General features: G+C 44.9%; 22 protein-coding genes. 12 read left to right on the top strand and 10 right to left on the bottom strand.

What is annotated here, in order from left to right; genetic code table 11:
• Positions 1–136: 136 nt before the first annotated feature.
• The 8 genes from JHD45_RS17890 (at position 137) to JHD45_RS17855 (ending at position 7,966) form a co-directional block, all read left to right on the top strand.
• Positions 137–1,039: a LysR family transcriptional regulator gene (locus JHD45_RS17890; RefSeq protein ID WP_199477866.1), complete on the top strand. Its 903-nt coding sequence runs from the start codon at positions 137–139 to the stop codon at positions 1,037–1,039.
• A 382-nt stretch (positions 1,040–1,421) separates the two neighbouring features.
• Entirely contained in the window at positions 1,422–2,102 is a 681-nt protein-coding gene (locus JHD45_RS17885; protein WP_199477865.1) for a thermostable hemolysin, read from the top strand.
• Positions 2,102–3,559, top strand: a complete 1,458-nt coding sequence (locus JHD45_RS17880) for an AMP-binding protein (protein ID WP_199477864.1) — start codon at positions 2,102–2,104, stop codon at positions 3,557–3,559. Before JHD45_RS17885 ends, JHD45_RS17880 begins: the two co-directional genes overlap by 1 nt.
• Before the next feature lie 10 nt (positions 3,560–3,569).
• Entirely contained in the window at positions 3,570–4,256 is a 687-nt protein-coding gene (locus JHD45_RS17875; RefSeq protein ID WP_199477863.1) for a TenA family transcriptional regulator, read from the top strand.
• On the top strand, positions 4,253–5,059 hold the full coding sequence (locus tag JHD45_RS17870) for an SDR family oxidoreductase (RefSeq protein WP_199477862.1): 807 nt from the start codon (positions 4,253–4,255) through the stop codon (positions 5,057–5,059). The genes JHD45_RS17875 and JHD45_RS17870 overlap by 4 nt, the downstream gene beginning before the upstream one ends.
• A 14-nt stretch (positions 5,060–5,073) precedes the next feature.
• On the top strand, positions 5,074–5,712 hold the full coding sequence (locus JHD45_RS17865; RefSeq protein WP_199477861.1) for a tetratricopeptide repeat protein: 639 nt from the start codon (positions 5,074–5,076) through the stop codon (positions 5,710–5,712).
• Between the two features lie 368 nt (positions 5,713–6,080).
• Complete coding sequence (locus tag JHD45_RS17860) at positions 6,081–7,493, top strand: DUF945 family protein (protein WP_199477860.1); 1,413 nt, start codon at positions 6,081–6,083, stop codon at positions 7,491–7,493.
• A 101-nt stretch (positions 7,494–7,594) separates the two neighbouring features.
• A complete protein-coding gene (locus JHD45_RS17855; RefSeq protein ID WP_199477859.1) occupies positions 7,595–7,966 on the top strand; it encodes a hypothetical protein in 372 nt (123 codons plus the stop codon).
• A 48-nt stretch (positions 7,967–8,014) separates the two neighbouring features.
• Here JHD45_RS17855 and aroQ read toward each other — a convergent pair whose 3' ends face one another.
• Positions 8,015–8,545, bottom strand: coding sequence for a gamma subclass chorismate mutase AroQ (gene aroQ, locus JHD45_RS17850; protein ID WP_199477858.1), 531 nt, complete (start codon positions 8,543–8,545; stop codon positions 8,015–8,017).
• Positions 8,546–8,817: 272 nt separating this feature from the next.
• On the opposite strand from aroQ, the gene JHD45_RS17845 reads away from it, so the two are divergent.
• From JHD45_RS17845 to JHD45_RS17830, 4 genes are all read left to right on the top strand, one after another.
• Positions 8,818–9,516 carry an oligogalacturonate-specific porin KdgM family protein gene (locus tag JHD45_RS17845; protein WP_199477857.1) on the top strand — a complete coding sequence of 233 codons (699 nt, stop codon included), beginning with the start codon at positions 8,818–8,820 and terminating at the stop codon, positions 9,514–9,516.
• A gap of 515 nt (positions 9,517–10,031) precedes the next feature.
• A complete protein-coding gene (locus tag JHD45_RS17840; protein WP_199477856.1) occupies positions 10,032–11,621 on the top strand; it encodes a methyl-accepting chemotaxis protein in 1,590 nt (529 codons plus the stop codon).
• 436 nt (positions 11,622–12,057) lie between these two features.
• Positions 12,058–14,319, top strand: coding sequence for a penicillin acylase family protein (locus JHD45_RS17835; RefSeq protein WP_199477855.1), 2,262 nt, complete (start codon positions 12,058–12,060; stop codon positions 14,317–14,319).
• A gap of 453 nt (positions 14,320–14,772) precedes the next feature.
• Complete coding sequence (locus JHD45_RS17830) at positions 14,773–15,225, top strand: Lrp/AsnC family transcriptional regulator (RefSeq protein ID WP_199477854.1); 453 nt, start codon at positions 14,773–14,775, stop codon at positions 15,223–15,225.
• Positions 15,226–15,336: 111 nt separating this feature from the next.
• On the opposite strand, the gene JHD45_RS17825 is transcribed toward JHD45_RS17830, so the two are convergent.
• From JHD45_RS17825 to JHD45_RS17785, 9 genes are all read right to left on the bottom strand, one after another.
• A complete protein-coding gene (locus JHD45_RS17825) occupies positions 15,337–16,350 on the bottom strand; it encodes a 1-aminocyclopropane-1-carboxylate deaminase (RefSeq protein WP_067019827.1) in 1,014 nt (337 codons plus the stop codon).
• A gap of 290 nt (positions 16,351–16,640) precedes the next feature.
• Positions 16,641–17,048: a Rid family detoxifying hydrolase gene (locus tag JHD45_RS17820; protein WP_199477853.1), complete on the bottom strand. Its 408-nt coding sequence runs from the start codon at positions 17,046–17,048 to the stop codon at positions 16,641–16,643.
• A 30-nt stretch (positions 17,049–17,078) separates the two neighbouring features.
• Positions 17,079–18,275, bottom strand: coding sequence for a M20 family metallopeptidase (locus tag JHD45_RS17815; protein WP_233407912.1), 1,197 nt, complete (start codon positions 18,273–18,275; stop codon positions 17,079–17,081).
• 10 nt (positions 18,276–18,285) lie between these two features.
• On the bottom strand, positions 18,286–19,701 hold the full coding sequence (locus JHD45_RS17810) for a M20 family metallopeptidase (RefSeq protein ID WP_199477851.1): 1,416 nt from the start codon (positions 19,699–19,701) through the stop codon (positions 18,286–18,288).
• 89 nt (positions 19,702–19,790) lie between these two features.
• Positions 19,791–20,624 (bottom strand): ATP-binding cassette domain-containing protein, encoded by an 834-nt coding sequence (locus JHD45_RS17805; protein WP_199477850.1) that lies wholly within the window; start codon positions 20,622–20,624, stop codon positions 19,791–19,793.
• Positions 20,624–21,619: an ABC transporter ATP-binding protein gene (locus JHD45_RS17800; protein ID WP_199477849.1), complete on the bottom strand. Its 996-nt coding sequence runs from the start codon at positions 21,617–21,619 to the stop codon at positions 20,624–20,626. Before JHD45_RS17800 ends, JHD45_RS17805 begins: the two co-directional genes overlap by 1 nt.
• Positions 21,620–21,636: 17 nt before the next feature.
• Positions 21,637–22,545, bottom strand: a complete 909-nt coding sequence (locus tag JHD45_RS17795; protein WP_199477848.1) for an ABC transporter permease — start codon at positions 22,543–22,545, stop codon at positions 21,637–21,639.
• Positions 22,546–22,555: 10 nt separating this feature from the next.
• Complete coding sequence (locus tag JHD45_RS17790) at positions 22,556–23,473, bottom strand: ABC transporter permease (RefSeq protein WP_199477847.1); 918 nt, start codon at positions 23,471–23,473, stop codon at positions 22,556–22,558.
• Between the two features lie 121 nt (positions 23,474–23,594).
• Positions 23,595–25,145: an ABC transporter substrate-binding protein gene (locus tag JHD45_RS17785; RefSeq protein WP_199477846.1), complete on the bottom strand. Its 1,551-nt coding sequence runs from the start codon at positions 25,143–25,145 to the stop codon at positions 23,595–23,597.
• Positions 25,146–25,206: the final 61 nt, after the last annotated feature.

The following is a 25,206-nucleotide window of genomic DNA, read 5'->3' as shown; positions in this document are numbered from 1 at the left end:
AATCCTCGTTTTTAGCGCAATGCAAACCGCGCCAGTTCAATAACCTAACTCGATACTAGAAAAGAGAACTTGACCGTTAAATAGCAAATCACAAATAATTAGTTCAGCTTTTACTGAACTAAAACGAGTGAGCTCTATGCGCCCAGACAAACGAATAAATATCCGATTATTAGAAGTCTTTGTTTCTGTGGTGCAAAACCAAGGTTACTCGGGTGCCCAGCAAGATCTGAACCTTACCACTTCCGCCATCAGCAACTACATGAGTGACTTAGAATCCCATGTAGGCTTTACCTTATGTCAACGTGGTCGCGCAGGGTTTTCACTGACGGAAAAAGGCCAACAATTTTTGCATCAGAGCATCAAACTGCTGGATGAAATGAATGAATTGGAGCGCCACGCGGAAGCACTCAAAGGTGACTTAGGCGGTACATTTCGGATCGCCGTTTTGGACGCAACCGTCATGGACGAATCTTTGTCTATGCCAGAAGTCATCCGTCAATTCTGCGAACGCTTTCCCGCTGTACATTTGAATTTACAAATTCGCAGTCCGTATGAGCAGGTGCAAGGCATCCTCAATAATCAGCTCGATCTTGCCATTGGTAACTTCCCTTCCAGTGTGAATAACGTGGTCGAGGAGAAGCTGTATCGCGAACAACATTGGCTCTATTGCAGTGATTTGAACCCGCTTTTTGACATCAAGCAGATAACACGCGAGCAAGTCATCAAATGTGGCTTGGTGACACGAAGCTACTGGAATACAGCGGATTTACGCAAGCGGGGATTTGGTCACAGTACGGCAACCGTAGAAAGCATGGAGGCTCAGCTCACATTGATTCTGTCTGGAAAATTTGTGGGGTATTTGCCTGAGCATTATGCACAGCACTTAGTGAAATCGGGGCGACTTAGACCCCTTCTCCCCAGTGAATTTGGCTATCAAGCCCCTTTCTCTTTGATCTTTCGACGGGGGCGCAGCAAAGAAGTCTTTATCCGTACCATGCGGGAGCTGCTCATCAAACAAACGTCGGAAAAAGCCAAATAAATATCTCGTTAAGTCTGATCATTATGACCCGTCAGACTCGACAACCTGCGGAATGTCACCTAACGCATGTAAAGACCTTTCTCTTTAATACGATGAAAAATAGCTTAAAAAAATAGCCATTTTCACTCAATTTAGGCCCTCATTATATAAAAAGCTTATTCACTTTTTTATTAAAAACATCGTCTAAAACGTGTTCTTCTCCTTCTGCTCATCATTTTTATTTAAACAATTCAATCACTTAAAAATGAAAATAAAAAAGTTAAAACGAGCTTTTTTTCATAAACCTTTTTTTCACTGGCCTCCCTTTACTGTAAAAACAAGCAAACTCTTTTCCTTTTCATCTGAGTCGCTTACCTGAGTTAACTTGCCAAGTGAGACCATTATGCAGTCATCCAATGCACTCTATGTAATGCCAGAGCAATCTCTTATTCCCACGCCAACTCTGCCTTACGAGTTTCTTTCTGCTGCCATGGAAGACCCAAAAAGAATAAACCTAGAAACCTTTGTCCAAGAGGGCTTCGCCAAAAAATACCAAGCCCATGTCACAAACTTCATGCCATTGTTATTAGGGATTCATGCACAACGCTTAAGGGCGGTAGTGGGTGTAAGACGAGCAACTCAACCTCTTTTTATTGAGCAATATTTACCTGTTCCCATTACCAATATGCTGCAAAAACATGGTGTTTGGACACAACGTCATGCCATAGCCGAACTGGGTAACTTATACAGCCAAAACCAACGTTTTACCTTGCCTTTATTAATGACGGTGGTGATGAGTTTATATCTCTCTGAGATTCAGTATTTAGTTTTTTCTGGCACCGATAAAATTCGTCAACTGTTAGAGAAACTCAAACTTAAACTCACCTTTTTAGCAGATGCAGACCCTAACAAGCTGCAAGATCAGGCCAATTGGGGAAACTATTACGCCAGTCAACCAAAAGTTATGTTTATTGATGTGGCAAAAGCTGTTGCAACGGCGTTAATGCAACCCGAGTTACAAGCACTGTTTGGCCTAGTTCAAGCCAATCATTCGGCACTTTTACAACAGATGAGGACGCTATAATGTGGTACTTTTCTTCATTGGATTGGGCCGATAAAATTGCCTTAGAATCCTCCCAACAGTCGCTGACTTATCAGCAATTGGCAGACGCTGTCACCGCTCGTCAGACTTGGTTACAAGCGCAATCCATCCAAACGCTTGCAATCGCTATGGACAACTGTGTGGAATGGGTATTATTTGATCTTGCCTGCCAACAAGCTGGACTGTGTTGTGTTCCCGTCCCCAGCTTCTTTAGTCCAGCACAAACATCCCATTTATTAACACAAAGCGGTATTGAGCTGCTGTTAACAGAAGACTCATCGGAGCAAACAAACGAGACGCCTTTTCAACAGGTGTTCATGCAGCGCTTTCAAGTCGATACACCGCCAGTCATGCCTCAAGGTACTCACAAAATCACCTTTACTTCTGGCACCACGGGCAGCCCAAAAGGTGTTTGTTTAAGCACTCAATCACAGCAAACTGTCGCACAATCTTTGGCAGAAACCGTCGCGATTCCCCAAGTTCGTCATTTGTGTTTGTTACCCTTAACGACCTTATTAGAGAACGTAGCAGGGGTCTATGCGCCGCTGCTGGTCGGCGGTACGGTTATTCTTGCTAGCCAATCTGATCGCGGCTTTAGCGGAAGCCGACTCACTCAGCCACAGAATATGCTTGCGCTTATCAGTCAGCAACAGCCCCATAGCGTCATTTTAGTACCGGAGTTGCTGTCTCTATTCGTCGGTGCTTGTCTACAAGGTTGGCAACCCCCAAGCTCTTTGCAATTTATCGCAGTCGGAGGTGGTAAGGTAGCCCCAGGTTTACTGAATAAAGCACGCGCTTTGGGCTTACCCGTTTATCAAGGGTACGGGCTATCAGAATGTGCGTCCGTTGTGGCGCTTAATACCCCCCAAGAAGAGGTATTATCGAGCGCCGGAAAAGTCTTACCACATAATCAATTACGCATTGAAGATGATGAACTCATTGTCTCAGGAAACCTCTTTTTAGGTTATTTAAATCAGCCAGACAGCTTTTATCCTCAGGAAGTCCATACGGGCGACTTAGTCCGCTTGGATCAACATTTCTTAACCATAGAAGGTCGTCGCAAAAATGTGTTGATCAACTCCTTTGGCCGTAATATTTCACCAGAATGGGTAGAAGCAGAACTGATGGCAACGGGCTGTTTTCGTGAGGTACTCGTCTTTGGGGATGCACTGCCCTGCTGTGGCGCTTTATTAACCCCCCTCCATGAAGCCATCAGCGAGCAGCAAATAGCGCATTGCCTTCAAATCACCAACCAAGGTCTGCCCGACTATGCGCAGATTGTTCATTGGATCACCTTGTCGCAGCCTTTTATATCGATAGATGGACTGGTTACAGCCACAGGCAAACCAATTCGAGACAAAATATTAACGCACTTTCAGCAGGAGATTGCCGCCTTGTATGCCTCTTCTTACGACAGTGTATCTAACCCTCTTCCATAGGAGACATAGGATGACCCTTTATCAACGCCTACAGCAAGAAACCCAAGCAGCACGCCACTATTTGGTCACGTCGCCCATTATTGAACGTTGTTTTCATGGCACCATTACCCTTAACGACTACTTAGCTTTTCTGACGCAAGCTTATCATCATGTCAAACATACGGTGCCCTTGTTAATGGCGACGGGCAGCCGCCTTCCCGAAGAGAAAGAGTGGCTGCGTGAGGCCGTGGGGGAATACATCGAAGAAGAAATGGGACATCAAGAGTGGATTCTTAACGACATCGCGGCCGCTGGCGGCGATAAAAACGCGGCCCGCCATAGCCAACCCAATGCATCCACAGAATTAATGGTGGCCTATGCTTACGATGCGATTCAGCGGCGTAACCCGTTGCGCTTTTTCGGTATGGTATTCGTACTGGAAGGAACAAGCATTGCCTTAGCGGATAATGCCGCACAACATATTCAAGATAAGCTAAACTTACCCCCACAAGCGTTTAGTTATTTGCGTTCACATGGATCTCTGGATCAAGAACATATTGTTTTCTTTGAAAATCTCATGAATCAGATTACCGATAAAGAAGAACAAGATATGATCATCCACAGTGCCAATATGTTCTTTACCTTATATGCGAATATTTTTCGCGAAATAGGCCATGTAGATCAGCAGATGAACGCCGAGTCCAAGGAGGCTAAATGAAAAAACAAGGTGTAAAAGGACTCTGGGCACAACAACGCTGCCTATTAACAGGAGCAACTGGCGGCATTGGTCAGGCCATCGCGAAAGAACTCGCTGACAGAGGTGCCACTTTAATTTTACAAGGCCGCGATAAGCAGCGTTTAGAAACGCTTGCCCAGTCCCTTAAGGGTCAACATCATATTCTCGTGGCGGATATCAACCAGGCAGATGACAGAGAAAAAATCCGTCAAACAATGGCTGAATCCGGCCCCTTCACCATGCTGATTAATAATGCAGGGGTGGGACAATTTTCCCCATTTGAGCAGCTTTCAGAGGAGGAAATCACCCACACTATTAGCACTAACGTGATCGCCCCTATTTTATTGACTCAAGCGCTATTGCCGCTTTTAAACCAACAACAGGCCCATATTGTCAACGTCGGCTCCACCTTTGGCAGTATTGGTTTTGCGGGTCAAGCAACTTACTGCGCCAGCAAATTTGCTATACGCGGTTTCTCTGAAGCCCTCTATCGGGAATTAGCGGATACGAATATAAAGGTGTCCTATTTTGCCCCTCGCGCCACCGCGACAGCAATTAACAGTGCAAAAGCCATGGCGATGAATAAACAACTTGGCAACGCCGTTGACTCACCTGAAACGGTTGCCCAAGCGCTTATTACACAGTTGGAAACAGGCAATCCCCGTCAATTCGTTGGCTTCCCTGAACGACTTTTTGTCAAAATTAACGGCTCTTTTCCTAATATCGTAGATAAAGCTCTCTTTAAAAAGCTCTCTGTGATAAAACATTTCTTAAACACACAATAAGAAGAGGTATGATTATGAAGTCCCTATTTGTTGCCCTTATAACCCTTGGCTTCTTATCCAGCGCTTGGGCTCAAGACAACAACACTCTGCTCGATATTCAACACCAATGGTCCCATATCAATTATCAAATGACAGATAACGATAAAAAGGTCGATGCCTTTAAAGCCTTGGCTACTAAGGTGGAAGCCATGGTAAAAGCCGACCCAAATAACGCCGATGATTATATTTGGTTGGGTATTATTCAAGCCAGTACGGCTCAGGCAAAAGGGGGGCTCGGCGCATTATCTTTCGCTAAAGAAGCCAAGAAAAACCTCGAACATGCCATCAAGATCAACCCCAATGCCTCCGAAGGCAGCGCCTACACTACCTTAGGTGTTTTGTACCATAAAGTACCAGGTTGGCCTATTGGATTTGGCAGCGATAGCAAAGCCAAAGAACTATTACAAAAATCCATCGCGATTAACCCAAAAGGATTGGATAATAACTTCTTCTATGCAGAATTTTTATACGACGATGGCGATTATAAAGAAGCCAAAAAATATCTAGAAATAGCTCAACAAGCGGCCCCAAGAGAAAACCGCCCCGTGGCAGAAGCTGGTCGCCGCAAAGATTTAAACGCCCTCCTAGAGAAGGTAAACAAAAAACTTCAATAGAGAACCCACTATTTAATATATCAATGCAGTGCATTGACCCCTTATAACCCCCTCCCAGCCTCCCCCTTAGTAAGGGGGAGGCTGGGGGGAGGAGCCTTTTACTGAGGCGAGTCCAGTTCCCTCCCCTTATTTAAGGGGAGGGTTAGGGAGGGGTTTAAGACATTCGAGCGTTTATATCCCCTTTATCGTTCGTTTTGTCATGCAAATGCACCACAAGTTATTCTGTATTTAGCAATGATTCTCTATATTTAGACATGATTGAGAATCAAAGTAGAACAATCTCAAAACTCACCGACACAATCCCCTTTTGGTCATGAATTCTCGCTAAAATGCGGCCATCTAAGACGGAAAATTCAAAGGAACTGTCAGTGAAAAAATTATTAATCGCTCTCCTTATCGCTGTTGCAGCCGTGGCTGTCATCACCCCTAAAATAATGGGGTCACAATACCAAAAACAATTAACCGACGTGGTCAATGCCATCAACGCCACGCCCCCTTATCATGCCACCATCGTCAAGTCGAAAAATGGCTGGTTTGGTTCTCAAACCACGCTACAAATCGAAGTGGATCTGAAAAAAGTCGATCCAAGCCTAGCCAACGAACTCAAGAAAAGTGATTTTAAAAGCGAACTCACCCTTCAGGCTCACTATGGCCCCGTTATCATGGATAAGGGATTCAAATTGGCGCTGTTTTCTTTCGATGGTCAAATCCAAGGAGATGACCTACGTAACAGCATAAAATGGGACAAAAACACACCGCTGTTCAGTCTATCGGGTCTTCAAACTTTGGGTGGAAAACTCACCTTTCAAGATACCATCGCGCCTTTTACCGCAACACTGCCTTCAGAGTCTAAAAGCAATGTTATATTCGGTGGTTACCAAGGTCATGGTAGCTGGGCAAATCACCATCTGACATACGACAGCAAACTAGACCATGCATCCATTCAAGATACTTCAACTCTAGAAGTGAAAGGTTTAACCACCACACTCAACTTCGAGGGAGACCTAAATGACTTGACCTCGGGTGGACTCAAAAACAGTGACATGACAATCAAAATGGCAGAGCTAAGGGTTGACCCGTTATTCACTGCTAAAGGATTGGTTTTCCAAGCCAACAGTCAATTAAACAAGGCCAACCAAGTGGGAAACCTAGCTCTTAAAACCAATATTAACCAGCTTGACTATCAAGATGAAAACGTCTCCGATTTTTCCATGGATGTCACCTTAAACCAATTAAACAATCAGTTCTTTAAAGATTATGTCGCCTTTAACCAACAACTTGACCCAAAAAACACCGCAGATCGAACCCAAGCAATGACCCACTTTATGCACGATCATATTGGTGAATTTTTCAAAACGACCCCAGAACTGGTGATTAATAACGTTAAGGGAACATTACCGAACGGTAAATTCAACGCCCAGTTCGATGGACACCTTACCAATCCCCATGACAAAATGACCTTTGAGCAACTCAGCCAACCTGATTACTGGCTAGCCAATGCTAACGTCAGCACTGCTATCAATGCGGATAAAGCATTAGTCAAAGCCTTAGCCGAATTCGCAATCGAAGATCAACTTGCCGACAACCCCAACATCCACTCACTGACTACACAAGAATACAATCAGTTAGTCAGCCATCAAGCGGACGTGCTGATCAAGCAAGCGATGGATCAAGGAGCCGTGGTAACAAAAGATGGTATGTATCACCTAGATATCAGTGTGAAACAAGGCAAAGCCTTGTTAAACGGCAAACCTTCAACGCTACTTGACGGGCAAAATTAATCTTGGGGTAACGCTTGGAAGCCATGGATGGTAGGCTTTTAAGCGTTACCTAGCCACAACGAGTCTCTATATCGACTCGAAAAATAAAAAGGAGAAGCACCATGAACACCAAGCTCAGTCTTCTATTTGGCGCCTTAGCGTTATCGGGATGCTCTAGCATGCACTCTGAATCTGGAGCCAAACAAAACCTGGTTCCCCCTCCTTCATCGCCAGCATTAATAGAACACAGAAGCTGCAACGATAGATATGACTACCATTTAAGCAATCAAGATTTTTCGCGTTTTGATGAAATGGCCCAGCAACTGGCCCATGCTAGTGGCTGTTTTATAAGAACCGATTTAGCCAAGACTGGAGACGTCAAAGTCCATTCAGTCGAAGGAAAAATGTCGATTCTTGAGGCCATAAAAACCGCCATCGCAGGTACCCGACTTCAAGTGGTTCATCACACACCTAAGACTATTACTATCGAGTAGACATTGCTAGAGACCTTTGCTCGATGCGATGGGCAAAGGTCTCGGCGACTATCTCTTCACATGTTCAAGCGCATTGAACAGCATACGCTTGTCAGATCGACTCAAATAACGATTGTTTACGGTTGCTTGGAAGCGCTGCCAGTCACTGTTTCGAATAGTGTGTCCCGTTTTTAAATACGCCGACAACTCTTGGTTCAACTCATTATTGAGTTTAATGAGAGCGGGTCGTACGACTTTGTTCAGATCTTTTGGTGTCTGCTTGGTGGTTTTAGTCAATAAATCCGCGCGGTAACGATATTGAATGGCTTTAGCAGCGTTAATTTGCGCCCTAGTCAGTCGTTCGACACTTCGCGCATTTAAATGATATTGCTTCGCCGACGCTCCCGCCTTTTTGATCACAACCGCTTCTCTAGGCAGATCTTCAATCGCCTTATGATGCTGTGCTTTATACAAAGCCACATCCTCCATATAGCTCAAGCGCTTATTCATGGTAGCAAAAATAGAGTGGGCAGTTGGTGAGGCAGCAAAGCAAGAAAAAGAAGCAACGGACATCGTGACTAAAATCGTTTTTTTCAACATAACAGACTCTCCGATTAAGTAAAGGCACCATATTAGAGACATTCACACTCGAATAAAGCCTCTTAGCACTATGTTTACACTCGCTCACTTATCTAACATAAAATTTTAAAAAAAGAAAACAAATCAAATAATGCATTGATATATAAGAAAATTATTTATTGTTAATAAAAGTCAAACATTACAAAAAATAAAATAGTAAAAAAAATGTCGTAAAAATGTCATTACAAACACTTACATTGGCGCCTAAATTCCCAACCAAAAAGAGCCTGAACGTGAAAAATAAACACTTACGACTGAACATCTTATTCACAGCCTGTGCAATCGGTTTTATCCAACACGCATCTGCCACTGAGCTGAGCTATGAACATCAGTACGAAGATGTAAGCAAAGACAATGTCGATGAAATTGAGCTATCGCACAAATTTGATTCTGGTTTCAAATTAGCAGGAACGCTCAAGTTCAAGCCTCATGAACAAGCCAATGGCGACAGTGGAAAAGCATTTCATGATGATCGCTGGCATGAAAGTAAAATCAGCGCCAGCTATAGCATTCAGTTGAATGATCATTGGCAGCTGACGCCAGGTGTTTCTTGGAGCAGAAAACAAAATGCCTACAAATACAAACCGTCACTTAAACTAAAAACGGCCATTACAGACGATACCCACGCCTCCATTCGTTATCGCAAGGAAATCACGGACGCAAGCGGTAAAGAGACTAAAAAAGTAGATCGTATCGATTTAGGTGTTAGTCACAAAATAGAGGACGTAACACTTGGTTACACCTACACCTACTACCATGGCAACCAAAATCTATTTGATAAAAAGCGAAACGACTATCAGCATGAGATAGAAGCCGCTTATAAATTAACCAAAACCTTCTCTCCTTATATTGCCGTTAAAAATGAGTCCGTTAGCTCTAAAACTGATCAACGACAAACTGAGTTTGATATCGGTTTTACGCTTAAAATCTAATAGGGAGTTGCTATTGAATAGCCCTTTAGTTTTGCGCTTTATTCCTGGAGAAATGCCATCAAGGAAAGTGTAAAAACCCATAGAAAGATCGAGAAAAGACAAGGGTCGCACCTTGGTAAAAATGTGAGTCTTGTCTTTACATCAAGTTCTTAATGCCCTCTCCACCAAGCTGTTTTAGCAATCAGGTTCTCTCCTGTTTTCCTTACAATGAGACGCGACAAAATACAGTGCTATCCTAGGTAATTTCAGGACCTAGCTTATTCATAGGTCCATCCAATAATCACGGCCATCACTGTATAACGCCAATAGGAAGTTAACGAATGCTCGCTTAAGGGGCTAGGCACATCTATAGCATATGCATCTATGTCAACGCCTAGCATCACTAAGTCCTACCAATAAGCAATCACAAGCTTTGATGGCCTTACACTTCATTACTATTTTAAAACATAAATAAGATCTCTATACCTACCGTTTACTACTATTATGTAGTGTCAAGTGAATTTCGGGAGAAGGAAATGTCGATAAAGCTAAAAGTTTATTTTGGTATACTCTTGTTCGTGATCATTGTTTTAAGTAGTTCAGTCATTGCTCTTTTATCGATTAACAAACTGAATAAAGAAATAAAGTACATCACAGGGAATGCTTGGAATGCTGCTGACGGGGCAATGGAAGGGACAATTGGAATACAAGCACAAATCATTGCGCTTGATACATTTATGTCCGGTGAAGTCTCTCTCGAAGAAACCAAAAACAAAGTTTCTGAAACCAACAAGTTCACTTTAGAAGCCCTTGATAGAATGAAAGCGTCCGGTTTAATGGATCCTAACGATCTACAAACCCTAGATGACTATTTAGCCACACTAGAAGGCCTAAAAGCGCAAATTTTGTCAGGTGATAAAGACGTCATCTCAAAAACACTCACAAAATTTGATCAGCACGTAACAACATTACTCGACTTTATTGGAAAATTGGAAGAAGCCGGAGACAGTCAAGTTGAGAAACGTGCTGCTGGCTTAGATGCTGTTATTCATGGTGTTGAACTGAATAACTACATCAGTTTGGCCATAATGTTAATCCTTTCTGCTATCATTGCACTGGCAGCAAACCGCCTGATTATTCGACCTTTGCGCCAAATGATAACCGTTTTAGAAGACCTGAATAGCGCCGATGGTAATCTAACGACGCGTCTCAACAGTTCAGGCAAAGATGAAATAGCCGAAGTAGCAAAACATCTAAATGGCTTTATCGACCTTGTTCATTCCATTATTAAACAAGTGTCCTCCACCGTCTCCTCAACACAACACTTTGCGGAGCAAATTGATAACGCCTTACAGCAAGTAGACCGCCTATCGAAACACCAACAGCAAGGCACAAATGAAATATCCAATGCCGTAAACACCATGTCACAGGCGTTAGGTGAAGTCTCTGCCGATGCCAACAAATGTGGCGAAATGGCCGTCGAAGCGACGAGCAATTCAACTAAAGGACAAACCAACCTTTCCCAGACATTGCAATCCCTCCATGCGGTTGTCGATGAAATGGAAAAGGCCTCTTCCGTTGTCTCCACCCTCGAAAATGACGGACAAAATATTGGCAATGTCTTGAATGTTATCCGAGAAATCGCAGAGCAAACTAACTTATTAGCACTAAACGCCGCTATTGAGGCCGCTCGAGCTGGGGAAACGGGTCGCGGCTTTGCTGTCGTTGCAGACGAAGTGCGCAGTCTTGCAAATCGTACCCATGAATCCACTCTTGAAATAGAAACCGTCGTCGAGCGCATCCAAAAAGGCTCAGCAGATGCTGCGCAAGTTATGCGCTCATCACAAAAACTCACGGAAGGCGTTGCAGCACAAGCGCAAGAAACCATCGAGATGTTCAACACCATCATGGGCTCGATCAATACACTTAGCCAAACCAACCAACAAATATCACAATCCATTCAAGAACAAAATCAACACGCTGGGGATATTTCCGAGCAAATCGGAGACGTGACGGCAACAGCGGCGTCGAATGTGGAACACACTCAAAAAGCCGTGGACATTAAAAAACGTCTGATTGCAGATGTTAGTAAACTCAGCGGTTTAGTAGATCGTTTCCGTATCTAAAATAGACGATTCTAAAAAGCACTATTGTTAGCCTTTAGCTCCCATGCCTCTTACTAAAACACAGTAAGGGGCATTTTTTGTTTATAATGACCGTTATTCGCATGGCCCATAAAACGGAACCGTTAAATGGATAAAATTAATAAAAAGATTCTGCGCTTACTGCAACAGATGGCCGTCTAAGCAGCACTGATTTGGTAGACAAAGTGGAAAAGAGAGATGCGCCTTATAATCAGTGTCATCGTAAAAACACACTTCACGGTTATCTCCACGCTGGATAATATAATGAGCACAATCTGGGAGGTAGAGACGGGGTAAACGAGCCATTAACAATCCATTCAATGTTTTAGAGTAAGAATGTGAAAAGGTTATCGTTTAATTAGATAAAAAAAACAATGACACTAACCCCATTGATCAAGTTTTAGCAAGGAGGCATTGCATGACGCAATACAAAGAGTTTGGATTTTTCGATAAATGCTGGGGAGTATTGGTTGGCCTAGGGGTAATTGGTAAAGCTTTTATCACCAAACCCACCCCTAAAACACTACAGCAACGTCTGGCTATGTTGCCAACGGATAAGCTAACACTGGGGTCTTCCGTTGACATATATTGGAATGATCATCAGGTTCCTTTTGTGGATGCGCAATCAAAAAACGATCTGGCGCAAACGTTAGGCTTAATTCACGGCCATCTTCGATTGGCACAAATTGAAATCATGCGCTACTTGGGAACGGGACGAATTTCTGAATTGATTGGTCCACTGGGTGCTGAAATTGATCGTTCTCTACGTTTATTGGATATCGCTAAGGCCGTGCCTGAGATGATAGCCACGATGGATGCAGAAACTCGTGAGTGGACAGAAAACTTTTTAACCGGCTTGAACACAGCCATTCTTCATTGTCCTGAGCTGCCACACGAATGCAAAGTGCTGGGAATTCAACCAAAGCCATGGACGATGGAAGATTTGATGACCTTTGCACGCATCAACTCTGCCGACATCAGCTGGTTAGTGTGGTTAAAATTACTGAAAGCTCGAAGAAGTATGCCCAGAAAAGATTGGCAAGCATTGTGGCCCACTCTGGTAAACGCCGACAGTCCAAGTGCCTATGCCGCACAAGGTCGATTTAGTGCAGAACATGTATTGGCACTACAAACTCGCAGTGGCAGTAACTCCTCAGGCATTTCCGGCCAACGCACCGAAAGTGGCTATGCCGCCATTGTCAGCGACCCACATTTGCCCATAGCCGCTCCCAGCCCTTGCCTATTCATAGGTGCCAAAGCCCCAGGCATGCATTTGGTTGGAGCTATGATGCCGGGGATTCCATTCTTTCTATTGGGAAGAAACCAGCATATTGCTTGGGGAGCCACTAACCTGCATGCGCAAAGCAGTGACTTGTTCGATGTGTCCGATTTTTCAGATGAACAAATCGAAGAAGAATGGCAAACCATTCAGCCTCGCTGGAGCCGACCTCGACAAATCAAACTACGTCGAACAGCGCTTGGCCCCATGGTTTCGGATGGCAAATTGATGCGCAGTGATCAAGCTGTATCAATGCGTTGGCAAGGACACAAGGCGAGCAATGAAATAGGCGCTTTATTGACTATCGCCAGCGCGAAAAGTTGGGAAGAGTTTCACGATGCATTGACGCCTTTTGGTGTAGCTGGCTTGAATATGATCGCCGTTGGTGGTGACGGTCAGCGTGCGGGGCATTGTTTGGCGGGGCATTTGCCAAAACGTCCCAATCAGGCACCAGATGATGTCATTTTACCCAGCAGTGCGGCCGAAAATTGGCAAGATATGGCGAACACCAAAGAAATGCCGGTCAGAGTAGATACCGAACAAGGCTTTGTGGTATCAGCCAATCAACGACCTGAAAACAGTGATTTCCCTGTGGGCTACTTCTTTTCCCCATTTGATCGCAGTGAAAGGTTAACCGCGCTTTATCAACAAGATCGTAAACTGACTTTTGCCGACTTTCGCAACAGTCAGCTCGATGTGCTCATGCCCAGTGCATTGCCATTGTGTCAGTTGTTTTTGCGCAGCATTAAAGACAAGCAATACCCCGCTAACTTACAAAGTATGATTTTCTTATTACAAGAGTGGGATGGCGGCTATCAGGCGGAGCGTGTTGAACCCTTGGCATTTGAACTTTTGCTTTGTAAAGTCGTTAAGCAATTGCAACTAATGAAAACAGCAAAACATTATCAGACGATTTGGATGGCCTATTCTCGTTTGCTGGATGACCTTCAAGAGGTGGCAACTGAGCAATTAGCGAATGCTGTCATTAAAGGCCTTAAAAAGCTAAGTAAACAACTTACTCATCATTCGAACTGGGGAGATATTCACCGTTTACGATTTGACCATATGTTTGCACATCTGCCCTTTATTGGCCGTCGTTATCGCTTCGCGGATGTGCCAGCAAGTGGTGGAGCTAACACGGTAAATAAAACTGGACACCCATTAGTCAGTAAAAAACACAAAGTCAGTTTTGGTTCTTGTATTCGTCATATCAGTGATATGAGCGATGAAGACAGTAATTACTTTGTAATGATAGGCGGTCAAGATGGTTGGATCGGCAGTGACAACTTTGCGGATCAAGTCGAGTTATGGCAAGCCGGGCAGTATATTCAGTTGCCAATGAAGCTGGATACCGTGAAGCGTTTGTTTACACACAAAACGGTACTGCTGGCTAGGGAATAACATGTGCGCTAGTAAAAGCCTGTACTAGGCTAATCAAAAGCACCCATAATCACTTGGAATCAATAGGGTCAGTATCATTGATTCTTCTTATCTTGAAATGCCTTGGATTTCCTGTCTCCTCCTAGCCCTAAAGGATTCGCTCTCCTGCCTGTTTTATCCTCGATTTCAGCTTTAAAACGATCATCATCCAATACTCGAGCCTAGTGTGTGTCTTCTTTATCCTTATCCAAGATTAAGGTATTCACTGTGTGGTGTAATCAGAGCAATCTCTTTTCCAATGGCATTGCTTTGGGAACTTGACCAAAGGTACTCTGAAGCATGAGCCACCATGCCCTCTCTCACCGGACTAAGCTCAACACCTTTAGCTCCCTTGCCTCTTACTAAAACACAGTAAGGGGCATTTTTTGTTTATAATGACCGTTATTCGCATGGCCCATAAAACGGAACCGTTAAATGGATAAAATTGATAAAAAGATTCTGCGCTTACTGCAACAAGATGGCCGCCTAAGTAACGCTGATTTAGCAGAAAAAGTGAATGTGAGTACTGCAACCTGCCATCGGCGTACCCATCAGCTTTTTAAAGACGGCTATATCAGCGAAGTCAGGGCTTTGATTGAACCGGAAAAAGTCGAACGCGGTGCATTAGTCTTAGTTGGTGTGGTATTAGATCGCTCGACTCAAGAAAGTTTTGCTACCTTCGAACTCGCCGTCGCGACACTTTCCTTTGTTTTAGACTGCCATCTTGTGGCAGGGGATTTTGATTACTTTCTAAAAGTTCGCGTAAAAGACATTGCCGATTTCAATAAACTGCACAGCGAGCAATTACTCGCTTTACCAAACGTGCGCCAGTTGCGTACGTTTTTTGTGATGAAAGAAGTCAAGGACAATGCCCCCTTGGATTTCTAGGCTTGTCCTTGCCAACAACAATGACACAAAAAAGGCACCTCATGGATGCCTTTATTATCAATAAACAAAATCCCATTAATGGAATCCAGGTATTTTCACGAAATCGTGAAATTAACCATTACGATAAATATAACTATAACCATTGATGGCAGGCACACCGCCTAAATGCGCATAAAGCACCTTTGAGCCCTCGGGGAAGAAGCCTTTTTGCGCCAAATCGATCAAACCTTGCATAGACTTACCCTCGTAAACAGGGTCCGTCATCATGCCTTCTAAACGTGCAACCAAACGAATCGCCTCGTTGGTTTCATTGGATGGTACACCATAAGCAGGGTAGGCATAATCTTCTTTAATAACGATGTCTTCAGCTGTTATTTCGCGGCCCAATTCCACCAACTCTGCTGTTTGCTGAGCAATGGTTAATACCTGATCTCGAGTTTGAGCGGGCGTTCCTGATGCATCGATGCCAATCACCTTTTGTGAACGACCATCTTCGGCAAAACCTACCGCCATCCCCGCATGAGTCGACCCGGTTACCGTACAAACCACAATGTAGTCGAATTTAAAGCCAAGCTCTTTTTCTTGCTCACGCACCTCTTCAGCAAAACCGACATAACCCAAGCCACCGTATTTATGAACGGACGCTCCGGCAGGAATAGGATAAGGAACACCGCCTTTGGCTTTCACGTCTTCAATGGCATTTTTCCAACTCTCACGAATACCAATATCAAAACCTTCATCCACTAGGTCAATCTCAGCCCCCATGACACGGCTCATCAAGATGTTACCAACGCGGTCATACACAGCATCTTCAAATGGTACCCAGCTTTCTTGGACCAAACGACATTTCATACCAATCTTGGCGGCTGTCGCCGTGACCAAGCGAGTATGATTCGATTGCACACCACCAATACTTACTAGTGTATCCGCACCCGAGGCTATTGCATCAGGTACGATGTATTCCAATTTACGCAGTTTATTGCCTCCGAGGGCAAGACCAGAATTACAGTCTTCGCGCTTAGCATAGACCTCAATATTACCGAGATGCTCAGAAAGGCGGCTTAGCTTTTCGATAGGCGTGGGGCCAAATGTCAGCGGGTAACGTTCAAATTTTTGTAAGTTCATAATAGTCATTCCTTAGTGAGTGAAGCTGTAACCAGACTACCGAAACCAAGATGAAATGTGCTTTCTAATTTTGATTTTTATTGACCTTAAAAACATTAAAAAATCGAAATAATGAGATATAAATTCATAAAAACATATAATATAGAAATATTCTTTCATTAAAAACTCACCCCTAAAAAACGGCTCATTGAGCCACTTTTCCTCCTATAGACGGAACAAAAAAATGCCGTTAACGCATCCTATTTATGCGTTAACGGCATTCCAAAACACGCGATTAAAGCGCTAACCTATTAAGTCACAGCAAGAGCCCAAGCAGGATCCGCAATCATCATAATCGCCTCGACTTCTAGTTCGGCATTCATAGGTAAAGCAGCTACCGAAATCACCGCTCTGGCAGGCAATGGATCTTGAAAGTGCTTTACCATCTCACGGTTAAATTCCGCTAAATTTGCCATGTTTTTTAGGTAAATGGTGAGCTTCACCACATCGCTAAGCGAGCCACCAGATGCCTTTGCAATGTTCTCTAAGTTACGAAAGACCTGAGTGGTTTGTTCTGCGATCGAACCGTCTAGTAAGGTATTGGATTCAACCAGCAATGGAATTTGTCCTGATAAGAACACCCAGCTGCCAGATTTTATCGCTTGGGAACAGATCTCTGATTCCGATGGGGCCAACTTGGTTTCAATTGAATGCAGCATTATGTCTCTCCTATAGCAGCCTGTGATTCATTAGGGTAAAAGCAACACACTTTTCGCCACCGCTTGAGCCCTAGGCACAAATGTGTCTAATAAACACAGCTCTCCATCCGTATGCATTTTGGCCCCCACTGGGCCCGTTCCACATAAGGTCGGAACCCCCATTGAGGAAGTAAATCCAGCATCAGAACACCCACCAGTAAACTCCCCTTCAACAGAAAACCCTAAGGTTTCTGCTTGTTGTTGATAATGTGCTAATAGCGCCTCACTCATCCTTGCTTCAAACGGATGAAATGCGGCTAACAAGTGCATGGATGCGGTCACCCCTTGGAGTCTAGGTCTATCGACAATCTCTTGAATCGCCGCTATGGCTTCTGTCATCTGCTCTTTGGTTATGTAGCGTAGATCTAGGCGCGCACTTGCCTCGGGTGCAACGGTGTTAGAGGAGATCCCACCGCTGATTAACCCTACGTTTGTCGTCACGCCACTGTCATAATCCGTCAGCCCATGAAGATCGGTGATAATCAAAGCCAAGCCGGCAATGGCACTGGCACCATCGGCATGGTTAACACCAGAATGCGCGGCTTTGCCTTTGACTAAGATGTCAAAGCTCGCACCGCCTTTTCGGGCGGATACCACATTACCGCTGATTCGACCAGGTTCGGCATTGAACACCGCTTTCGCTCCCTTCACCATCCGCTGAATCACATGGTGACCTTCTGGCGAGCCAATCTCTTCATCTCCCGTAAACAAACCGATGACAGGGCAAGGCAGCTCGCCAATATCGGAGTGGGTCAATAAATACTGCAACCCTTTTAAGACAAAGCAGTTCAGCACCAAACCGGATTTCATATCGGCCACCCCAGGACCAAACGCGGTCATCCCCTCTCGACTAAAGCCTCGCGTAGCAACGGTACCTTTTGGAAAAACCGTATCTCGGTGACCCATAAGATAAATAGCGGGTAACGGATCGTTCTTATCGCAACCTGAGTCAATACGCGCTTCTAACACATCCCCAGAGTTCACCGATGTATGCCAACGACATTCAATACCGTCCGCTTCCAACCAAGAAGCGATCAAACGGCCTGCCGCATCAACCCCCTCTTTGTCATAGCTGTTCGAATCGATCTCTACCAATGCTTGCAAACAGTGAATCATTTTCTCTTCTTGTGTGGCTAGCCATTCACACAAGAGGTCCGCATAAGGTAGCAGCGCCTTATCTGTGATCATTTTGTTCTCCTTAACGTTTTGCATAAATCGATGCACCTTGCTCGGATAAATCCCAAAACAGCCCGGTCATAATCTGTAAGGCTTCACGACACACTGGCGCCAGCACATGTTCATTCGGCGCGTGTTGACTACAGGCGGGGTAGGAATGAGGCACCCAAACGGTTGGTAAGTTAAGAATATTGGCAAAGACATCGTTTGGTAATGAACCGCCTAAGTTAGGTAATAACACTGGCTTCTTACCCGTCGTCTGAGCCAGCGACCCCAACGCCCAATCCACCCAAGGATCTTCAGGGTCAAGGCGTGTGGCTTCCATAATGTCCTTGCTGGCAATAACTTCCACATCCGAAAAACCGTGATGATCAAGATGCTCACGGATGTGCTTTAGAAAGTTTTTACTGTCGCTCTCTACCACAAAACGCAGCTGACAATGGGCACTGGCGTAACCTGGAATGGCATTCACAGGCATATCAGGATTACCCGTTTTGCACGCCAACATTTCCAACGTATTCCAAGCAAACACGCGCTCGGCTGGCGTTAAATCGGGCTCTCCCCAATTTGTATCAATCACCGGGCTGTTCGCGCCCTCACCCACAGGAATATCTTTGAGTGCTTGGCGCACCGATTCGGGTAAACGGGCCGGTAACAAACCTTTAACCAAAATTTTACCTTTGGCATCCACCATGGACGCCCAAGCATGGGCCAAACGCGTCCCCGCGTTACTCAATAATCCCCCCCAATTGCCGGAATGATGCGCCCCATCGCGCAACGTCACTTGCAAATCAAAATTAAACCCGCCTCGAGAACCAAGAAAAATGGTCGGGTGATCCGCGCTTAGTCTCGGACCATCGGAGGCAATAAATAAATCCGCAGCAAGGGTTTCTTTGTGGATGTCACACAATTCCGCCAAGCCCGGAGAACCGGCCTCTTCCCCCATTTCAAAAATGACTTTGACGTTAAAGCCCAGCTTGCCTTTTTTCGCCTCTATTACCTGTTTTAAAGCCGCAAAGTTAATGGTGTGTTGGCCTTTATTGTCCGCCGTTCCACGTCCATACCAACGCTCACCGTCTACAACCATTTTCCAAGGCGACAACCCCGCTTTCCATTGATCATCGTAACCACGTACGACGTCCCCATGACCATAAGTCAGTAACGTCAGTTGGTCTGGATCCTCTATTCGCTCAGCAATGAGAAAAGGCCAGGAACCGGGTTGTTTTGCGTCGGTAACGGGGTTGGCAACAATACGAGATTGAAAACCCAGCGAGGCCAATTCGGGCATAATCATATCTTGTAAATAGACATGTAACTGATCAAAAGCGTCCGGATTTTGGCTTTCACTGTGCACACTAACACGTTGTTCTAACGCCGTGAAAAACGCTCCTGAATCAAAATAAGATTCCGCTCCTTGAATAGTGGATTGACGGCTCATGCTCTCTCCTTGGGTAAAATAAAAACACTAAAAGCGCAACTCAAAAGCACGCAATAAAGCGGACTCAAAAATGACCATAGCAATAAAAATTATGAGGCTTTATCCCATGAACTGGAGTCCAACACCTCGGGGACGCCTAAAGCGGGATCAGGGGTTAATACAGAAGACAGCAAGGCTTGAGTATAAGGATGTTTGGCATGATGAAATATTTCCTCTCGAGTGCCTTGTTCAACCAGCTTCCCACGGTACATAACAGCGACTCGATCGACTAAATGTTCCACGACTCCCAAGTTATGACTGATAAATAAATAGGTTAAATTCAATTCTTTTTTCAAATCCATCAACAAGTTAAGGATTTGCGCCTGTACCGAGACATCCAGCGCCGAGGTTGGTTCATCGCAAACTAAAATACTGGGTCTTAAAATGAGTGCACGCGCGATGGCAACCCGTTGTCGCTGTCCGCCAGATAACTGACCTGGATATTGCTTTAGTAAACGTTCTGGCAACCCAACCAGGTCGCTGATCTCTTTTACAGCTTTTCTCTGACTATTACTGTCACCCACTTTATGGAGCTGTAACGGTAGACGTATGATTTTTTCAATGGTTTTACGGGGATTCAGTGACGAATAAGGGTCTTGAAAAATAGGTTGTAGCTGACGCGCCATGGCGAGGCGAGAACTTGCCCCTCTGACCTTATCATTCACCAATACATCACCATCGGTTGGTTCCAATAATCCTAGAATCATTTTTGCCAAGGTGCTTTTGCCGCAGCCAGATTCTCCTACCAATCCTAGCGTTTCACCGGGGCGAATACGTAGCGAAATACCATCCACCGCCTTGAGCAAGGTTGGTTCTTTAAAAGCGCCATTTTTCAGATAAAAATGGCGCGACAGATTCGACAATTCCAATGCATAATCTGGCATCACACAGCCTCCTGAAATGACAAGCTAACCTCAGGACAACGCACCTGATGGTCTGCTGAACTCGGCTTAATGGCTAAATTAGGGGTTCGACGCCGGCACTCACTGGTTGATACAGAACAACGATTCTCAAAAGCACAGCCTTTAAGCTCCCCTATCAAACTCGGTACCACCCCAGGGATCGAGGCCAAATGACTGCCCGGTTTAGTTTTCCCTGGAATAGGAATGCAATTTAGTAATCCCTGTGTGTAAGGGTGTAATGGATTAGCAAACAACGCTTCAGCGCTGGCCGTTTCCACCACTTGTCCGGCGTACATCACCGCCACACGATCTGCAATGCGTGCAACCACTCCCAGATCATGAGTAATAAAGATAACCGCTGTTCCAAACTCTTGTTGAAGCTCACGAATCAAACGTAATATTTGCGCTTGAATCGTCACGTCTAGCGCCGTGGTTGGCTCGTCGGCAATGATCAAATCGGGCTCGCACATCAGTGCCATAGCAATCATCACCCGCTGACGTAGGCCTCCAGATAGCTGATGTGGGTATTGGTTCAATCGCTTTTCTGGATAAGGCACACCTGCCCTCTCCAGTAAATAAACCGCCCTCTCTTTTGCTTTCTCTCTACTCAACCCCTTGTGCTTGATGATGCCTTCGCACAATTGATTGCCTAAGGTGTAAGAAGGGTTTAAAGACGTCATCGGCTCTTGAAAAATCATCGACATCCGCATACCACGTACTTGGTTGCGCTCTTTTTTCGACAAAGACAACAAGTCCATACCATCGAATTCCATTGCTTCTGCCGTGATCGCGGCGCGCTTGGGCAACAATCCCATCAACGCCATCGATGTCATGGATTTACCACAGCCAGATTCCCCGACAATACACAGCATTTCACCTTGATTGACATGTAGATCAATACCACGCACCGCCCGTAATGTGCCGTTTGCCGTTGGTAAATCTACTTGCAGATTTTTAACCTCTAGTATTCGTTTCATGATTGACTCCTCGTCTCTTAGCTACGGCCTTCCGGTGCATTCATATCCCGCAAGCCATCCCCCACGAGATTGATCGCCAATACCAACACCATCAAGGCCACACCAGGAATGGCAATCACCCAAGGCTGGAAAAACATATAGGATTTGCCTTCTGCCACCATCAGTCCCCAAGAGGGCGAAGGCGGTTGCACGCCAATGCCTAAGAATGACAAGGCCGCTTCTAATAAAATGGCATGGGCCATTTCTAAGGTCATCACCACAATTAAGGCACTGAGAATATTCGGTAGCAGCTCACGAATAAGAATATAAGGGGTTGACGCTCCCAATACTTTCGCCGAGGCAATAAACTCCGCATCGCGTAATTGTTGTGTCGTAGAGCGCGCTACAACCGCAAAACGGTCCCATAAAAGCAACCCTAAAAGGACAATTACTGTTTGCAAAGAACCACCAACCAAAGAGGCCATCGCCAGTGCGACCAATACCACTGGTAACGCCAAACGAGTGGTGATGATATAACTGATTACCGCGTCCACACGGCCACCAAAATACCCTGCCAACACACCAAGTGTGGTGCCAATCAGACCAGATATAACCGCTGCAGAAATCCCTATCGTCAACGAAATACGAGCGCCATATAAAAGGCGACTGAGATAGTCCCGCCCCAATTTATCGGTACCAAGAATATGGTTCCAAGTTCCTTTGTCATGCCAAATGGGGGGAATCATACGTTGCGAAACATTTTGCACATAAGGATCATGGGGAGCTAACCAAGGGGCAAAGAGCGCCGCCAAAATAATCACAGCAAGAATGACGGAACCAATCATTAGCCCACGATGTCCCAAAAAGCGATTCATAATGCGCCGCCACTCCGGCACAGCGGGTAACGATGTTATTGACGAGTTGGCAGTAAGTGTCAGGTTGGACATAGAGACCCCCTTAGCGAACACGCAAACGTGGATCAAGCAAAGCGTTGAGCACATCTGCAAAAAAAGTTAACGCGATATAAAACACCGCAATGATCAAAACAACCGCTTGCACAACAGGGTAGTCATTGCGGGAAATCGAATCCCAGGCCAGTTGTCCTAACCCTCTTAAAGAAAACACGGACTCTACAATCACCGAACCACCAAGCATAAAACCCAGTTCAACCGCCGCCAAAGCAACAACAGGAATGACCGCATTTCTGAGCGCATGCTTTAACACCACCGTCGATTCGTTCAACCCTTTAGAACGTGCGGTGCGGATATAATCAGAATTCAATACTTCTAACATGCCTGTTCGGGTCAAACGCATCATGGCTGGCATGGCGTAGTAACCAAGGCAAATCGCAGGTAACACAAAATGTTGCCATGATGAGTTCCCACCAGCGGGCAGCCAGTGTAAGTTCACCGCAAACACAATGATCAAGGTCAGACCGAACCAAAAGCTGGGCATGGCTTGACCCACCACCGCAAAACTTAAAGCAAGACGGTCAATCCAAGTATTTTGTTTAATCGCAGCAATGACCCCAAGCGGAATAGCCACCAAAATAGCTAAGCCCAACGCCAGTCCACCTAATGTTAGAGTGATCGGCAAACGCTCACTAATCAAAGACATCACCGAATCTTGGAAGTAATAAGAGCGGCCGAAATTCAGCTGCACAGCAGAAACCAACCAGTGAAAATACTGCTCCACAATCGGTTGATCTAAACCAAACTCGACACGAATTTTTTCTACCTGCTCAGCCGTGGCATCTGGGCCAGCAATAGACGTCGCTAAATCGCCAGAGAAATGCAGCAATAAAAAACTCACGATGGAGACAGTCAAAGCAACACTCAAAGCAACCAACAAACGACGAGTCACAAACACCAACATAGAAACTCCTCATAAATAACAAATCACTTAGATAAACCATGCCATTACAGGAATTGCCATGAACGACGTGATTGGATGAAATGGTTGCGCCCATCAAAAAGTAAAATGAGCGCCCTCCATCTTATTTCCAAGTTGACTCATAAAAGCGTGGTAATTCATCAGGATAAGGGGTGAAATTCAGGTCTCGATCAAACGCATAATTACTAGAATAGGTAAACATAGGCGCCCAATAAGCTTCGTCTGTAATACGTTTTATTGCGGCACTGTAGTCCTTTTTACGCATGGCAGGATCAACCGTTGTATCACCTTTTTTTAACAAGCTGATCACTTTGGGATCTTTATTAATATCATCCGCACCACCTTCAAAAAACACACTGGTAGACGCCGAGATATCATTCACTGAGTAAGATCCCCAGGTTTGGAATGCAATGGGAACATGTCCTGCACGCTGGGCTGTACGCAGTGCGGCGTAGGTCATAAAATGCAACTTCGCTTTAATGCCAACAGCAAGTAAATACCCCAGCATGGCTTCGGCTAGACCTCGTTCACGATAGGCATAAAAATCGGTAGTAAAGCCATTGGGATACCCAGCTTCAGCCAGCAAAGCTCTGGCTTTAGCGGGGTTATAAGGGTATTTTGTTGCTGCAGACACATCACAACCAAATTGACTAGGAAAACAAGGCGTATACAAAGGACGACTGCCACCGCGAACCAGTTGGTCAGCAAACGCCTTACGATCAATGGCATAATTCACGGCTTCACGAACCAATTTTTTCCTAAATGGCGAATCTTTTAATGAGTCGCTTGTGGTATCCATTGCCAAATAACCGATACGCATGGTTTCACCACTTTTTATCTGGATATTTGGCATGCCTTTCATCTTATCTGCTTGGTCAGAAGGTACTCGCCATACCCAGTCCACAGAGCCTGTTAAAAGCTGTGCAATACGTGCATCAGGATCTGGGATGACCCTAAATTTAATATACTTGATAGCAGGTTTTTTAATAGGCCCGCCAGTAAAGTAGTGATCATTGCGTTCTAAATTGACACCTTGACCGCTTAATATTGCAGTAATTTTATACGGGCCAGTACCGATAGGCGCTTTTGAGTAACCCTTTAAGCCGACTTTTTTATAATACTTTTCAGGATAAATAGGCGTCGGACCAGATAAATATTCTAGTGCCGCAGGAAAGGGCTTTTTAAGGACTAAAACAACGGTGTAATCGTCGATTTTTTTGACATGGTCTATCCAACTAATATTTTGGGCGGTGACAGCTTTTGCTTGCGGGGAATTCATATAATCAAAAGTAAATACCACATCATCAGCGGTAAAAGGGTCACCATTCTGGAATGTCACACCTTTACGTAAATTCAGCAACAGATGCGTACTGTCCTGCCATTTCCAACTTGTTGCCAAATCCCCTTCGTATTCACCCGTTTTTGGATTCCGATAAATCAGTGTATCCCAAGCTAAATGGGAAAGAATAACCCCTTCCCGCACGTTATTGTGGTAAGGACTGACGTTCTCCGGCTCCGTGTCAGAGGCATAAACAAGAGTATCATCCGCTTTATTTGCCAGGGCAGTAGTGGGCAATACAACGAGCGAACAAATAAATACTGAGCTGAGCAACGAAAAACGCGAGAAGGACTTAAAAAGAGCTGATTTTTTCATCGGTTTTATTCCTTTTGGACGGCTTAACTTAATCTGATCGTATGCAACTTTCATTCACATT

It is taken from the genome of Marinomonas spartinae (assembly GCF_016461715.1).
GTDB lineage: Bacteria > Pseudomonadota > Gammaproteobacteria > Pseudomonadales > Marinomonadaceae > Marinomonas > Marinomonas spartinae_A.
Note: the sequence above shows the minus strand (reverse complement) of the source record. Positions and strands in the feature narration are given on the sequence as shown.

Coding starts and splice junctions, on each gene's coding strand:
- JHD45_RS17855 (WP_199477859.1), top strand. CDS start 7,595: ATGAACACCAAGCTCAGTCTTCTATTTGGCGCCTTAGCGTTATCGGGA.
- JHD45_RS17875 (WP_199477863.1), top strand. CDS start 3,570: ATGACCCTTTATCAACGCCTACAGCAAGAAACCCAAGCAGCACGCCAC.
- aroQ (WP_199477858.1), bottom strand. CDS start 8,545: ATGTTGAAAAAAACGATTTTAGTCACGATGTCCGTTGCTTCTTTTTCT.
- JHD45_RS17870 (WP_199477862.1), top strand. CDS start 4,253: ATGAAAAAACAAGGTGTAAAAGGACTCTGGGCACAACAACGCTGCCTA.
- JHD45_RS17795 (WP_199477848.1), bottom strand. CDS start 22,545: ATGTCCAACCTGACACTTACTGCCAACTCGTCAATAACATCGTTACCC.
- JHD45_RS17815 (WP_233407912.1), bottom strand. CDS start 18,275: ATGATCACAGATAAGGCGCTGCTACCTTATGCGGACCTCTTGTGTGAA.
- JHD45_RS17830 (WP_199477854.1), top strand. CDS start 14,773: ATGGATAAAATTGATAAAAAGATTCTGCGCTTACTGCAACAAGATGGC.
- JHD45_RS17800 (WP_199477849.1), bottom strand. CDS start 21,619: ATGAAACGAATACTAGAGGTTAAAAATCTGCAAGTAGATTTACCAACG.
- JHD45_RS17865 (WP_199477861.1), top strand. CDS start 5,074: ATGAAGTCCCTATTTGTTGCCCTTATAACCCTTGGCTTCTTATCCAGC.
- JHD45_RS17885 (WP_199477865.1), top strand. CDS start 1,422: ATGCAGTCATCCAATGCACTCTATGTAATGCCAGAGCAATCTCTTATT.
- JHD45_RS17840 (WP_199477856.1), top strand. CDS start 10,032: ATGTCGATAAAGCTAAAAGTTTATTTTGGTATACTCTTGTTCGTGATC.
- JHD45_RS17890 (WP_199477866.1), top strand. CDS start 137: ATGCGCCCAGACAAACGAATAAATATCCGATTATTAGAAGTCTTTGTT.
- JHD45_RS17785 (WP_199477846.1), bottom strand. CDS start 25,145: ATGAAAAAATCAGCTCTTTTTAAGTCCTTCTCGCGTTTTTCGTTGCTC.
- JHD45_RS17835 (WP_199477855.1), top strand. CDS start 12,058: ATGACGCAATACAAAGAGTTTGGATTTTTCGATAAATGCTGGGGAGTA.
- JHD45_RS17825 (WP_067019827.1), bottom strand. CDS start 16,350: ATGAACTTACAAAAATTTGAACGTTACCCGCTGACATTTGGCCCCACG.
- JHD45_RS17805 (WP_199477850.1), bottom strand. CDS start 20,624: ATGCCAGATTATGCATTGGAATTGTCGAATCTGTCGCGCCATTTTTAT.
- JHD45_RS17810 (WP_199477851.1), bottom strand. CDS start 19,701: ATGAGCCGTCAATCCACTATTCAAGGAGCGGAATCTTATTTTGATTCA.
- JHD45_RS17880 (WP_199477864.1), top strand. CDS start 2,102: ATGTGGTACTTTTCTTCATTGGATTGGGCCGATAAAATTGCCTTAGAA.
- JHD45_RS17820 (WP_199477853.1), bottom strand. CDS start 17,048: ATGCTGCATTCAATTGAAACCAAGTTGGCCCCATCGGAATCAGAGATC.
- JHD45_RS17790 (WP_199477847.1), bottom strand. CDS start 23,473: ATGTTGGTGTTTGTGACTCGTCGTTTGTTGGTTGCTTTGAGTGTTGCT.